We start from the raw sequence: 13395 nt of genomic DNA on the forward strand, positions 1-13395 counted from the left end.
AAGGGAGGGGGCCGCTTGTCGCAGCCCCGGGCCAATTGTCACAGAGGTGCCGATCACATGTGGATCGGCTTGAAGAAGGTCGAAAGCGCCGCTTCCTTCACCGCCTCCGACATGGTCGGATGGGCATGGCAGATGCGGCCGAGGTCCTCGGACGAGCCGCCGAATTCCATCAGCACGGCGATTTCGTGGATCATCTCGCCGGCGCCGAAGCCGATGATATGGCCGCCGAGGACGCGGTCCGTCTCCTTGTCCGCGAGGATCTTCACGAAACCGTCCGTCTGAAGCATGGCGCGGGCGCGGCCATTGGCGGTGAAGGGGAACTTGCCGACCTTGTAGGCGACGCCGGCGGCCTTCAGTTCCTCCTCGGTCTTGCCGACGGAGGCGACCTCCGGCTGGGTGTAGACGACGCCCGGAATGACGTCGTAGTTCACGTGACCCGCCTGACCGGCGATGATCTCCGCCACGGCGACGCCTTCGTCCTCCGCCTTGTGGGCGAGCATCGGCCCGCGCACCACGTCGCCGATGGCGTAGACGCCGGCGATGCTCGTCTGGAAGTGATTGTCGATTTCCACCCGGCCGCGCGAGTCGAGGACGACGCCCGCCTTGGCGAGACCCATGTTCTCGGTGCAGGGCTTGCGGCCGGTCGCGACCAGCACCACCTCCGCGTCGAGCGTCGTCGCCTCGCCGCCCTTGACCGGTTCGAAGGTCACCTTCGCGCCGTTTTCCGACTTCACCACGCCGGTCACCTTGGCGCCGAGCTTGATGTCGAGACCCTGCTTCGCCAGCATCCGCTGGAGCTGCTTGGCGACCTCGCCGTCCATGCCGCCGAGGATCGTATCGAGGAACTCGACAACGGTCACCTTGGCGCCGAGGCGCGCCCAGACCGAACCGAGCTCGAGACCGATGACGCCGCCGCCGACGACGATCATGCTCGTCGGCACCTTCTCCAGTTCGAGAGCGCCGGTCGAGGAGATGATCACCTTCTCGTCGAAAGCGACATCGACGCCGGGAATGCCGGCAACGTCCGAACCGGTGGCGATGACGATGTTCTTGGCTTCGAGGACCTGCTCCTCGCCCTTGTCGTTGGTGACGGACACCTTGCCCTGGCCGAGTACCTTCCCGGTGCCCTGGAAGCCGTCGATCTTGTTCTTCTTGAAGAGGAAGGAGACGCCGTCGACATTCGCCTTAACGGTCGCGTCCTTGTGGGCGAGCATCTTCTGCAGATTGAGCTTCGGGCTTGCGACCTCGACGCCGAGCGCATCGAGGCCATGCGCGGCGTGGTGGAACATCTCGGAAGCATGCAGCAGCGCCTTGGAAGGAATGCAGCCGACATTGAGGCAGGTGCCGCCATAGGTGCTGCGCTTCTCGACCACGGCCACCTTCATGCCCAGTTGCGCCGCCTTGATGGCGCAGACATAGCCGCCGGGACCGCTACCGATAACGATGAGATCATAAGCCATTTGATAATCCTTCTGGGAGGGTCGTCGTTGAAAGGACGGTCATCGCCCGCCGCTGACATTGAGAATGGCTCCGGTCACATAAGTCGCCTTATCCGACAGGAGATAGAGAATCGCGTCGGCCACCTCGCCGGCCGTGCCGGAACGCTGCATCGGGATCGACGGCGCCATGTCGCGGGCGCGATCGGGCAGGCCGCCGGACGCATGGATATCCGTATCGATGATGCCGGGGCGGACCGCGTTCACGCGAACACCCTCGGACGCCACTTCGCGCGCGAGGCCGATAGTGAAGCTGTCGACCGCGCCTTTCGCGGCGGCATAGTCGACATATTGACCCGGCGCGCCCAGCACGGCCGCGGCGGAGGAAAGGTTGACGATCGCGCCGCCCTTGCCGCTATGACGCGTCGACATCCGGAGCACGGCCTCCGCCGCGCAGCGAATGGTGCCGGTCACATTGACACGGAACATCCGCTCCAGCCGTTCGGGCGAGACCTCGTCGATCCGCTGCGGCGGGCCGATGATGCCGGCATTGTTGACGAGCCCGTCGAGCCGGCCGAAGGCCGCGTCGACCGCCGCAAAGATCGCCTTTATGCCGTCCTCGGAACCGACATCGCCGTGGACGGCGACCGCCGAGCCGCCGGCAGCGGCAATTTTTGCCACGACATTCTCGGCGGCCAGCCGGTTTGAGGCATAGTTGACGGCCACCCGCCAGCCTTCAGACGCCGCGGCGAGGCAGACGGCGGCGCCGATGCCGCGGCTGCCGCCGGTGACGAGAAGGACGCGGCCGCCACTCACGCGGCGCATCCCTTGAAGTCGAAGATATCGGAACTGTCCGACGAGGCCTTGCCTTCGCCCCAGGCGCTCGATTGGCGCAGCGACGGGCCGAAATTCGGAAGCAGTATCTGCCGCGCCGCCGGCGCGTCTTCGGCTTGAAGCAATCCGATCGAGCCGGCGCTGTCGACGGCATAGATCGGACCCTGCCAGACGGTGCAGGCCGCAAGGTCGGCGCCGGTCACGTCCCCGGTAGGGCAATTGTTCATGACGATGCCGTTCGGGCGTTCCGGTTCGCCCGAGGGCAAGACGACGCCGTCGAGCGTCAGCCCGGTGCCCTCGACGCGGATCTTGAAGTGATTGCTGGTGACCGCTGCTTCCGATCCGACCGGCTCGAAACGCAGTTCATAGCCACCGGCCGGGTCGGCGTAGATCGCCCGGGCCTGCTTGCAATCCGCGGCAAGCACAGGAAGGGCGGCCAGCGCCAGCGCGACGAAAGCGAAGATGGCTGGCCCGCCGGGCATCTCAGGCAGCCTTTTCGGTCGCGAGCTTCAGGCCGAGCGCAATGAAGACCATGCCGCTTGCCCGGTCGATCCACTTGCTTACCCGTGTGAAGGCGGCGCGCATCCTTGGCGTTGTCATGAACAGGCTGACGCCGACGAACCAGAGGATGAGAGCGCTCGCCATGACAAGGCCGTAGCCGAATTTCACGACCATCGGCGTATCCGCGCCGACGACCGTCGAGAAGATAGACAGGAAGAAGAAAACAGCCTTGGGGTTGAGCGCATTGGCGGCAAAGCCGAGGCCGAAGGCCTTCAGCGCCGACTGGCCCCTGCGCGCTCCGGCATCCTCGCCCGGCTCCGCGTCGATCTCGGTCTGCCCGGCCCGAAGCGCCTTGACGCCGATATAGATCAGGTAAGCGACGCCGCACCATTTGACGATATTGAAGAGATAGATCGATTGCGAAATGATCAGCCCCAGGCCGAGTACGGTGTAGCTGATATGAAACATCAGCGACGCGCCGATCCCGAAGGAGGTGATGATCGCTGCCCGGCGTCCGTTGACCAGTGACTGGCGGATCACCATGGCAAGATCGGCGCCGGGCGATACGATGGCAAAGACAAAGATCGCCATCAGCGAAGCAAGTTCGATCAGGTAAGCGCTCATGATTGTCACCGGTCGTTGGAGTTCAGGATGGAGCCGGGCGAGCCTGAATGCGCGCATAGCGTGCTTTGCTGGAGCCTAGCCCCCTGCCTCATCGCTGTCGAGCGGCCGCGTCGATGGCTGCGCGCGGCGAGAAGGAAACGGGGGCTCGCGCCCCCGCTTTCATTAGAGGTCGAGCACCAGGCGCTCCGGATCCTCAAGGCTTTCCTTGACGCGCACCAGGAAGGTCACGGCTTCCTTGCCGTCGACGATGCGGTGGTCGTAGGAGAGCGCCAGATACATCATCGGGCGGATGACGACCTGGCCGCCGATCGCCACCGGCCGGTCCTGGATCTTGTGCATGCCCAGGATTCCCGACTGCGGCGCGTTGAGGATCGGCGAGGACATCAGCGAACCGTAGACGCCGCCATTGGAGATGGTGAAGGTACCACCCTGCATGTCGGCCATCGACAGCGTTCCGTCGCGTGCCGCCTTGCCGAGACGGCCGATGTCCTTCTCGATCTCGGCGATCGACATCTGGTCGGCATCGCGCACGATCGGGACCACCAGGCCCTTGTCGGTGCCGACGGCAACGCCGATATGGCAGTAGTTCTTGTAGATGATGTCGGTGCCGTCGATCTCCGCGTTGACAGCCGGCAGCTCCTTGAGCGCATGGGTGACGGCCTTGGTGAAGAAGCCCATGAAGCCGAGCTTCACGCCGTGCTTCTTCTCGAAGATGTCCTTGTACTTGTTGCGCAGGCTCATGACGGCGCTCATGTCCACCTCGTTATAGGTGGTGAGCATAGCTGCCGTGTTCTGCGCGTCCTTCAAACGTCGGGCGATCGTCTGGCGCAGGCGGGTCATCTTGACGCGCTCTTCGCGGACGGCGTCTTCGGCGGGCGCCGGCGCACGCGCCTGGACCTTGGGCGGTTCGGCGGCGGGTGCCGAAATTCCTTTTGCGACGGCAGCGAGCACATCACCTTTCAGCACCTGGCCGCGCTTTCCCGAACCGTCGATCTGGTCGGCGGAAAGGTTGTTCTCCGCGATGAGCTTGGCGGCCGACGGAGCAGCCGGCATCGAGGACTGGGCCTGCGGCGCCGCAGCGGCAGACTGTGCAGCCGGAGCAGCAGCGGCGGCTGCAGGTTCCGGCTTCTTCTCGGCGGCGGCGGGGGCGGCAGCGGCGGCACCGGCGCCTTCGGCGATCTGGCCGAGCAACGCGCCGAGGCCGACGGTCTCACCCGCCTGGGCGACGATCTCGCTGAGCGTGCCGGCGGCCGGCGCCGGCACTTCGATCGTCACCTTGTCGGTCTCGAGCTCAAGGATCGGCTCGTCGGCCTTGATCGCATCGCCGACCTTCTTGAACCAGGTACCGACGGTCGCTTCGCTGACGGATTCGCCGAGGGTAGGAACGCGGATTTCTGTTGCCATGATTTTTGTTCCGTTGATCAGATATCTGTTTCTGTCGATTGGCAGACCGTGGAGGGCTTAATCAGCCCCCCAGCGCGTCCTCAAGGAAGGCGGCCAGCTGCGCCAGGTGCTTGGACATCAAGCCGGTTGCCGGCGAAGCGGCGGCCGGACGGCCGGTGTAGCGCACCCGCTGATACTTGGCGTCGATATGGGCAAGGACCCATTCGAGATAGGGGTCGATGAACGACCAGGCGCCCATATTCTTCGGCTCTTCCTGGCACCAGACCATCTCCGCATGGCGGAAGCGGCTGAGTTCGTTGATGAGCGCTTTCGCCGGGAACGGATAGAGCTGCTCGACGCGCAGCAGATAGATGTCGTCGATGCCGCGCTTTTCGCGTTCCTCCAGAAGGTCGTAATAGACCTTGCCCGTGCACAGAACGACGCGGCGGATCTTCGAGTCCTTCTGCAGCTTGATAGGGCCGTCCTTGATGACTTCCGCATCGTCCCATAGCAGGCGGTGGAAGGAGCTCTCGCCGGCCATCTCGGACAGGCTGGAGATTGCCCGCTTGTGGCGCAGCAGCGACTTCGGCGTCATCAGGACCAGCGGCTTGCGGAAATCGCGCTTCACCTGGCGGCGCAGGATGTGGAAGTAGTTCGCCGGGGTGGTCACGTTGGCGACCTGCATGTTGTCTTCCGCGCAGAGCTGCAGGAAGCGCTCGAGGCGGGCCGAGGAGTGTTCCGGCCCCTGGCCTTCATAGCCGTGCGGCAGCAGGCAGACGAGGCCCGACATGCGCAGCCATTTGCGTTCGCCGGACGAGACGAACTGGTCGAAGACCACCTGCGCGCCGTTGGCGAAATCGCCGAACTGGGCTTCCCAGAGCGTCAGCGCGTTGGGACGGGCGAGCGAATAGCCGTATTCGAAGCCGAGCACCGCCTCTTCGGAGAGCATCGAGTTGATGACCTCGTAGCGCGCCTGGCTCGGCGACAGATTGGCGAGCGGAATGTAGCGCTCTTCGGTCTCCTGGTCGTAGAGGACCGAATGGCGCTGCGAGAAGGTGCCGCGCTCGCAGTCCTGGCCCGATAGGCGGATCTTCGTACCCTCGGTGACGAGCGTCCCGAAGGCGAGCGCCTCGGCCATCGCCCAGTCGACACCCTCGCCGGTCTGGATCATGTTGGCGCGGTTTTCCATGAAACGCTGGATGGTGCGATGCGCGTTGAACCCGGCCGGGATCTCGGAGAGCTTGCGGCCGATTTCCTTGAGCTGCTTCATCGGCACCGAGGTCCGGCCACGGCGCTGCTCATCCTGGTTGTCGGCGGTGCGCAGGCCCGACCATAAACCGTCGAGCCAGTCGGCCTTGTTCGGCTTGTAGGACTGGCCGGCCTCGAACTCCTGCTCGAGATGGGCGCGCCAGTCGGCCTTCATCTTCTCGACTTCGCCCTCGGTGATGATGCCCTGGGCGATCAGTCGCTCCGAATAGAGCTGGACGACAGTCTTGTGGGCGCGGATCGCCTTGTACATCCTCGGCTGCGTGAACGCCGGCTCGTCGCCCTCGTTGTGGCCGAAGCGGCGGTAGCAGAACATGTCGACCACCACCGGCTTGTGGAACTTCATCCGGAACTCGGTCGCCACCTTGGCGCCGTAGACGACGGCTTCCGGATCGTCGCCGTTGACGTGGAAGATCGGCGCCTCGATCATCTTCGCGACGTCCGATGGATAGGGCGAGGACCGCGAGAAGGCCGGGTTGGTGGTGAAGCCGATCTGGTTGTTGATGATGAAGTGGACGGTGCCGGCGACGCGATGGCCGCGCAGGCCGGAGAGCCCGAGGATTTCGGCAACCACGCCCTGTCCGGCGAAGGCTGCATCGCCGTGGAGCAGCAGCGGCATCACCTTGACGCGCTCGCGCAGCGGAATGATATCGCCCTCGAAGACGGTTGCCATCTGGTCCTGCTTGGCGCGCGCCTTGCCCATGACCACCGGGTTGACGATTTCGAGATGCGACGGGTTCGCCGTCAGAGACAGGTGCACCTTGTTGCCGTCGAACTCGCGGTCGGACGAAGCGCCGAGGTGATACTTGACGTCACCGGAGCCTTCCACGTCGTCGGGCGCATAGGAGCCGCCCTTGAACTCGTGGAAGATGGCGCGATGCGGCTTGGCCATGACCTGCGAGAGGACGTTCAGGCGGCCCCGATGGGCCATGCCGAGAACGATTTCCTTGAGGCCGAGCTGCCCGCCGCGCTTGATGATCTGTTCGAGCGCCGGGATCAGCGATTCACCGCCGTCGACGCCGAAGCGCTTGGTGCCCTTATACTTGACGTCGATGAACTGCTCGAAGCCTTCCGCTTCGATGAGCTTCTGCAGGATCGCCCGCTTGCCCTCGGGCGTAAACTCGACGCCCTTGTCCGGTCCCTCGATCCGCTCCTGGATCCAGGCCTTCTCCTCGGGGTTGGACATGTGCATGAATTCGACGCCGATCGTCGAGCAATAGGTCCGCTCGAGGATCTCGACCATTTCGCGGATGGACGCGTATTCGAGGCCGAGCACGTTGTCGATGAAGATCTTGCGGTCGAGGTCCTTCTCGTCGAAACCATAGTTCGACGGCGAAAGCTCGTTGTAGTCCTCGACCGGGGCGGCAAGGCCGAGCGGGTCGAGCTTGGCATGCAGGTGGCCGCGGGCGCGATAGGCGCGGATCATCATGATGGCGCGAACGGAATCGCGCGTCGCCTGATGGATGTCGGCAGCGCTGGCGAGGGTACCGGTCGCTGCGGCGGCTTCTTCAGCCTTCGCCTTGACCTTCTTCTCGATAGCCTTCTCGACCGTGCCCCAGTCGCCGTCGAGCGCCGAGACGAGTTCGCCATTCGCGGTGATCGGCCAGTTCTTCTTCTTCCAGGAGGCGCCCTTGGCTGCCTTCACGACGTCTTCGGGCCGGTCGGCGAGCGCCTTGAAGAAGGCCTGCCATTCGGCCGACACGGACGCGGGGTCCGCTTCGTAGCGCGCATGGAGCTGCTCGATATAGGCGGCATTGGCGCCGTCCAGAAACGAAGTGAGCTGGAATTGCTCGTTGGCCTCTTGCCTTGTCATGGTCTCACGCGGACTGTTCTGTCCGCCTCCTGACTGAGTTGGGTTGCCGGGTATCCCGGTCATTCATGTTCGTTCGGCGAGCCTGGCGCCCTTTCCTACGGCGCCGCACATCGGAAGGACGCGCCCGAACCACCGTGGCATTTCGTTACCGCATGTCCTGATCTTCAATCAGCCAAGGAAACACGCGGGCCGCAGGCTGCCCGGGCCGAATCGCCCCGACCCGGGCAGAAGTCTTCCGATCAGCCCTTGAGGACTTCGACCAGCGTCTTGCCGAGACGGGCCGGCGACGGCGACACGCGGATGCCTGCCTGCTCCATCGCAGCGATCTTGGATTCCGCATCGCCCTTGCCGCCGGAAACGACGGCGCCGGCGTGGCCCATGGTACGGCCCTTCGGCGCGGTACGGCCCGCGATGAAGCCGGCCATCGGCTTCTTGCGGCCCTTTTTGGCCTCGTCGATGAGGAACTGCGCGGCATCCTCTTCGGCCGAGCCGCCGATTTCGCCGATCATGATGATCGAGGTCGTGGCTTCGTCCGCCAGGAACATCTCGAGCACGTCGATGAACTCCGTGCCCTTGACCGGGTCGCCGCCGATGCCCACGGCCGTCGTCTGGCCGAGGCTCTCGTTGGAGGTCTGGAACACGGCTTCATAGGTCAGCGTGCCGGAGCGCGAGACGATGCCGACCGAGCCCTTGCGGAAGATCGAGCCCGGCATGATGCCGATCTTGCATTCTTCCGGCGTCAGGATGCCGGGGCAGTTCGGGCCGAGCAGGCGCGACTTGGAGCGGTCGAGGCGAGCCTTGACGCGCACCATGTCGGCAACCGGGATGCCCTCGGTAATGCAGGTGATGAACGGGATTTCCGCATCAATCGCCTCGATGATCGCGTCCGCGGCGCCTGCCGGCGGAACATAGATCACGGATGCGTCCGCACCGGTCTTTTCACGGCCTTCGGCAACCGAGGTGAAGATCGGCAGGGTTTCGCCCTTGGAGCCGGTCCAGGTTTCGCCGCCCTTCTTCGGGTGAATGCCGCCGACCATCTGCGTGCCGTAATAGGCAAGCGCCTGTTCGGTATGGAAGGTGCCGGTCTTGCCGGTCAGGCCCTGAACGAGGACCTTGGTGTTCTTATTGACGAGAATCGACATGAGGTCTGGTCCTTCAGTTAGCCGTTGATCGCAGCGACGATCTTCTTGGCAGCGTCATCCAGATCGTCGGCGGCGGTGATCGCCAGGCCGGATTCGTTCAGGATCTTCTTGCCAAGCTCGACATTCGTGCCTTCGAGACGAACGACCAGCGGAACCTTGAGGCCGACTTCCTGCACGGCCGCAACGACACCTTCAGCGATGACATCGCACTTCATGATGCCGCCGAAGATGTTGACGAGGATGCCCTCGACCTTCGGGTCGGCCGTGATGATCTTGAAGGCTGCCGCGACCTTCTCCTTGCCGGCGCCACCGCCGACGTCGCAGAAGTTCGCCGGCTCCTTGCCGTAAAGCTTGATGATGTCCATCGTCGCCATGGCGAGACCCGCGCCGTTGACCATGCAGCCGATGTTGCCGTCGAGCGCGACATAGGCGAGATCCCACTTGGAAGCCTCGATTTCCTTGGCGTCTTCTTCGGTTTCGTCGCGCAGCGCCTTGATGTCGTCGTGGCGGAACAGGGCGTTGCCGTCGAAAGAGACCTTGGCATCGAGAACGCGCATGCGGCCGTTCTTCATGACGATCAGCGGGTTGATCTCGAGCAGGCTCATGTCCTTCTCGACAAAGGCCTTGTAAAGGATCGGGAAGAGCTTTTCGGCGTCAGCCTTGGCTTCGCCTTCGAGCTTCAGGGCCGAGGTGAGCTTGGCGAGATCGGCGGCGGTGACGCCAGCTTCCGGGTTGATCGCGACGTTGACGATCTTTTCCGGCGTGTCGTGCGCAACAGCCTCGATGTCTATGCCGCCTTCCGTCGAAACGACGAAGGCGATCTGGCCGACCGAGCGGTCGACGAGCAGCGAAAGATAGAGTTCGCGATCGATGTCGGCGCCGTCCTCGATGTAGAGGCGGTTCACCTGCTTGCCGGCAGCACCGGTCTGCGCAGTGACGAGCGTGTTGCCGATCATTTCCTTGGCATGAGCCTTGGCTTCATCGACCGAGAAGGCGAGACGCACGCCGCCCTTGGCGTCGGCGGAAAGTTCCTTGAACTTGCCCTTGCCGCGACCGCCGGCATGGATCTGGCTCTTGACCACGTAAAGCGGGCCCGGGAGCGACTTGGCAGCGGCCTCAGCCTCGTCGGCGGAGAAGATCGCGACACCTTCCGCGACCGGCGCGCCATAGCTCTTCAGGAGAGCCTTGGCCTGATACTCATGAATGTTCATGGTTGTTTTCCTGTCTGGGAGCATTGTGCGGGCAGGTGGGGCACCTACGCACCAATGCGGCAAAAACAAAGAGGAGGCCGAGCGGATCTGGATGTCCGCCCGACGTGAGGCGATTACTGCTTCAGGCTGGGCGCGATGCCGATGCAGGCTTCGCAAAGCCCGGCGACGGCGGCGACCGACTTGTCGAAGGCTTCCTTCTCGCCCTTGTTGAGGTCGATCTCGATGATGCGCTCGACGCCGCCGGCGCCGATGACCGTCGGCACGCCGACATACATGTCCTTGACGCCGTACTGGCCGGATAGATGCGCCGCGCAGGGGAGCACGCGCTTCTTGTCCTTGAGGTAGGCTTCGGCCATTTCGATCGCGGAAGCGGCCGGAGCGTAATAGGCCGAGCCGGTCTTCAGAAGGCCGACGATCTCAGCGCCGCCGTCACGGGTGCGCTGGATGATTTCTTCCAGACGGTCCTTGGTGACCCAGCCCATCTGCACGAGGTCGGTCAGCGGAATGCCGGCAACGGTCGAATAGCGGGCGAGCGGCACCATCGTGTCGCCATGGCCGCCGAGAACGAAGGCGGTGATATCCTGAACCGAAACGTTGAATTCCTGGGCAAGGAAGAGCCGGAAGCGCGAGGAGTCGAGCACGCCGGCCATGCCGACGACCTTGTTCTTCGGCAGCTCGGAGAACTTTTGCAGCGCCCAGACCATGGCGTCGAGCGGGTTGGTGATGCAGATGACGAAGGCGTTCGGAGCATATTTCTTGATGCCGGCGCCGACCTGTTCCATGACCTTCAGGTTGATGCCGAGCAGGTCGTCGCGGCTCATGCCGGGCTTGCGCGGAACGCCGGCGGTGACGATGCAGACGTCGGCACCTTCGATCGCCGCATAGTCGCTTGCGCCCGTCAGGGATGCGTCGAAACCTTCGACCGGCGAGGACTGGGCGATGTCGAGGCCCTTACCCTGGGGGATGCCGTCGGCGATATCGAACAGAACGATGTCACCCAATTCTTTCAGGCCGGCGAGATGCGCCAGCGTGCCACCAATCATCCCTGAACCAATAAGTGCGATCTTGTTGCGCGCCATGAAAGTGCTTCCTTTGTGATCCATGATCGAGGCCTGAAACGCGGCAAACGCCAAACCCTCGCGGAAAGCCCTTAAACGGCAAATGGCAAAATATCAATCCATAGTTTCTGATAGAGCAAATTCAATCGGTTAGATCAAAAAATTCTTACGTAAAGGTAAGATTATCAGTCATCGTTACGTCATGGAAAGGCCGTGTTTTCAGTATGTTGCGCGGCATATTCCTCGCTTTGCATCTCGATCAGACGGGAAACCGTCCGGTCGAATTCGAAGCCTTCAATGCCCTTCTTGGCGATCAGCAGCCGTTCCGGTTCGGCAGCGGCGGAGGCGAAGAGACGGGCGCCTTGGTCGTAGAGCGCGTCGACGAGCATGATGAAGCGCTTCGTCTCGTTGCGCATATGCGGCCCGAGATGCGGAACGTGGTCGAGGAAGATCGTCCTGTAGTGCGAGAGGATGGCAAGATAGTCGGCCGCGCCGAGCGGCTGGGCGCAGAGATCGGCAAAGGTGAAGCGGGCACAGTCGCCGACCGCATCCGGCACGCGGATCATCCGCCCCTTCCGGCCGATCTCCGCCGGCCCGGCGGGCGCGCCGTTGGTCGCGACATACCAGGCGCGATCCATCGCGGCTTCCGCTTCCGGTCCGAGCGGCGACAGCCAGACGGGATTTCCGTCCGTCTTGCGCAGGCGATAGTCGGTGTCCGTGTCGAGCGAAATGAGTTCCGCATGGGCCTTCAGGAGATCGATGAAAGGCAGAAACAGCCCGCGGTTGAGCCCGTCGCGATAAAGCTCGGAAGGCTCCACGTTCGAGGTCGCGACGAGCACGCAGCCCTTTGCGAAGAGTTCGCCGAAGAGGCGTCCGAGGATCATCGCATCGGCAATGTCGGTCACCGAGAATTCGTCGAAACACAGGAGCCGCGCCTCGGCAAAGAGCTCGGAAGCGACCGGCGGGATCGGATCGGCCTGCTTGGTCTCGCCGTTCTTCAGCCTCTGCCGGTGCTTGTAGATGCGCTCGTGCACATCCGCCATGAACTCGTGGAAATGGGCGCGCCGCTTGCGCTGTATCGGCACCGCGTCGAAGAACATGTCCATCAGCATGGTCTTGCCGCGGCCGACGCCGCCATGGATGTAGAGACCCTTGACCGGCGCCTGGTCCTTCTTGCGGGCCGCGAACAGCCAGCCGAGCGCGTTCGCCTTGCGCGACGGCCGGCTGGCCATGAGCTCCGCGGTCAGATGGTCGAGCCGTCTTGCGATTGCAAATTGCGCCGGGTCACGCTGCCGCTCTCCGCCCGCAACGAGCGCTTCGAGTCTGTGGAGAATACTGTCGTCAGGATTGAGCACGGTGCACCTGGAAGACCAGGGGCTGTTTTGGGAGGTGAGACTTAAGGCTGCAGGCGGAAGCCCCACCCCGACGACAGGCCGTCTCGAGGTCCGGAAAGCCGGACCGAGAATAGGTCAGCGGCTGAGGCTGACCGGCTGGCCGCCATTGGTCGAGCCGTCGAAGCGCGAATCGGCGGTCTTGTAGAGGCGGGCGATCGGATTGCCGCTGCGATCCTTGAGCACGACCTGCTTACCGGCCACTTCCCACGATCCCATCGCCGTCAGTTCGCCGGCGCAGCCGCGCGTACCGCCGCGCGAGCCGCTGCCGAGATTGGTCAGCGTCAGGAACATATCGCAGGAACTGCCGGCGCTCGAAACGCGCCAGTTGCCGACCATGGATTCCTTCGTCACGTCGAGGGCGTTGGTGGCGGCGGCCACCTGCGTGCCCGCGGGCGCGCCGGCCGGGGTGCCTGTCGGAGCGCTCGGGAATTGCGAGGTGTTCGTCGTCGGATCGGGCAGCTGGCCCGCCGAGACCGACGGCACCGGCTGCGCTTGCAGGGGAGCAGGCGCGGCAGAAACATCCTGGGAACCGAAGCCCCCAAAGGATGTCCGCTGGCATCCGGTCAGCGCAAGCACAATAACAAGCCCCGCCGCCGCATGAAAAACCCGCATGTCTTTACCCCCTATATTGTCCTCGAACGATGATGCAATGCGATAATAAAGGCCGAATTACAGCAAATCCACCCGTGAGATCAAGGCACCACGTTTCGGCCTTGGCTGTTGCACGATGGAA

The 13395-nt window shown here is 63.7% G+C and carries 11 protein-coding genes; all 11 read right to left on the reverse strand.

Going from position 1 to position 13395, the window contains the following annotated elements:
* Window positions 1–53: 53 nt before the first annotated feature.
* The 11 genes from lpdA to CO664_RS18370 all read right to left on the reverse strand — a co-directional run bounded on the left by lpdA (window position 54) and on the right by CO664_RS18370 (window position 13274).
* Window positions 54–1460: a dihydrolipoyl dehydrogenase gene (gene lpdA / locus CO664_RS18320; protein WP_095678016.1), complete on the reverse strand. Its 1407-nt coding sequence runs from the start codon at window positions 1458–1460 to the stop codon at window positions 54–56.
* A gap of 39 nt (window positions 1461–1499) precedes the next feature.
* Window positions 1500–2252 (reverse strand): SDR family oxidoreductase, encoded by a 753-nt coding sequence (locus tag CO664_RS18325; RefSeq protein ID WP_097526221.1) that lies wholly within the window; start codon window positions 2250–2252, stop codon window positions 1500–1502.
* A complete protein-coding gene (locus CO664_RS18330; RefSeq protein ID WP_037417763.1) occupies window positions 2249–2752 on the reverse strand; it encodes a hypothetical protein in 504 nt (167 codons plus the stop codon). The genes CO664_RS18325 and CO664_RS18330 overlap by 4 nt, the downstream gene beginning before the upstream one ends.
* 1 nt (window position 2753) lies before the next feature.
* On the reverse strand, window positions 2754–3395 hold the full coding sequence (locus CO664_RS18335) for a LysE family transporter (RefSeq protein ID WP_097539681.1): 642 nt from the start codon (window positions 3393–3395) through the stop codon (window positions 2754–2756).
* A 162-nt stretch (window positions 3396–3557) separates the two neighbouring features.
* Window positions 3558–4799: a 2-oxoglutarate dehydrogenase complex dihydrolipoyllysine-residue succinyltransferase gene (gene odhB, locus CO664_RS18340; RefSeq protein ID WP_097539536.1), complete on the reverse strand. Its 1242-nt coding sequence runs from the start codon at window positions 4797–4799 to the stop codon at window positions 3558–3560.
* A gap of 61 nt (window positions 4800–4860) precedes the next feature.
* Window positions 4861–7857 carry a 2-oxoglutarate dehydrogenase E1 component gene (locus CO664_RS18345; RefSeq protein WP_037417768.1) on the reverse strand — a complete coding sequence of 999 codons (2997 nt, stop codon included), beginning with the start codon at window positions 7855–7857 and terminating at the stop codon, window positions 4861–4863.
* Window positions 7858–8096: 239 nt separating this feature from the next.
* Window positions 8097–8999 (reverse strand): succinate--CoA ligase subunit alpha, encoded by a 903-nt coding sequence (sucD, locus tag CO664_RS18350; protein WP_097526160.1) that lies wholly within the window; start codon window positions 8997–8999, stop codon window positions 8097–8099.
* Window positions 9000–9016: 17 nt separating this feature from the next.
* Entirely contained in the window at window positions 9017–10210 is a 1194-nt protein-coding gene (gene sucC / locus CO664_RS18355; RefSeq protein WP_097539537.1) for an ADP-forming succinate--CoA ligase subunit beta, read from the reverse strand.
* 113 nt (window positions 10211–10323) lie between these two features.
* Window positions 10324–11289: a malate dehydrogenase gene (gene mdh / locus CO664_RS18360; RefSeq protein WP_037417774.1), complete on the reverse strand. Its 966-nt coding sequence runs from the start codon at window positions 11287–11289 to the stop codon at window positions 10324–10326.
* Between the two features lie 179 nt (window positions 11290–11468).
* The gene (zapE, locus tag CO664_RS18365; RefSeq protein ID WP_037417776.1) at window positions 11469–12623 is read right to left on the reverse strand and encodes a cell division protein ZapE; all 1155 of its coding nucleotides are present in this window, start codon (window positions 12621–12623) and stop codon (window positions 11469–11471) included.
* Window positions 12624–12737: 114 nt separating this feature from the next.
* Complete coding sequence (locus tag CO664_RS18370; RefSeq protein ID WP_097539538.1) at window positions 12738–13274, reverse strand: protease inhibitor Inh/omp19 family protein; 537 nt, start codon at window positions 13272–13274, stop codon at window positions 12738–12740.
* Window positions 13275–13395: the final 121 nt, after the last annotated feature.

The sequence above is a fragment of the Sinorhizobium sp. NG07B genome (assembly GCF_002532005.1).
GTDB lineage: Bacteria > Pseudomonadota > Alphaproteobacteria > Rhizobiales > Rhizobiaceae > Sinorhizobium > Sinorhizobium fredii_C.

Bases quoted from the DNA above. Each gene is read 5' to 3' on its own strand.
- lpdA (WP_095678016.1), bottom strand. From the start codon at position 1,460: ATGGCTTATGATCTCATCGTTATCGGTAGCGGTCCCGGCGGCTATGTC.
- CO664_RS18330 (WP_037417763.1), bottom strand. From the start codon at position 2,752: ATGCCCGGCGGGCCAGCCATCTTCGCTTTCGTCGCGCTGGCGCTGGCC.
- CO664_RS18335 (WP_097539681.1), bottom strand. From the start codon at position 3,395: ATGAGCGCTTACCTGATCGAACTTGCTTCGCTGATGGCGATCTTTGTC.
- odhB (WP_097539536.1), bottom strand. From the start codon at position 4,799: ATGGCAACAGAAATCCGCGTTCCTACCCTCGGCGAATCCGTCAGCGAA.
- CO664_RS18345 (WP_037417768.1), bottom strand. From the start codon at position 7,857: ATGACAAGGCAAGAGGCCAACGAGCAATTCCAGCTCACTTCGTTTCTG.
- sucD (WP_097526160.1), bottom strand. From the start codon at position 8,999: ATGTCGATTCTCGTCAATAAGAACACCAAGGTCCTCGTTCAGGGCCTG.
- sucC (WP_097539537.1), bottom strand. From the start codon at position 10,210: ATGAACATTCATGAGTATCAGGCCAAGGCTCTCCTGAAGAGCTATGGC.
- mdh (WP_037417774.1), bottom strand. From the start codon at position 11,289: ATGGCGCGCAACAAGATCGCACTTATTGGTTCAGGGATGATTGGTGGC.
- CO664_RS18370 (WP_097539538.1), bottom strand. From the start codon at position 13,274: ATGCGGGTTTTTCATGCGGCGGCGGGGCTTGTTATTGTGCTTGCGCTG.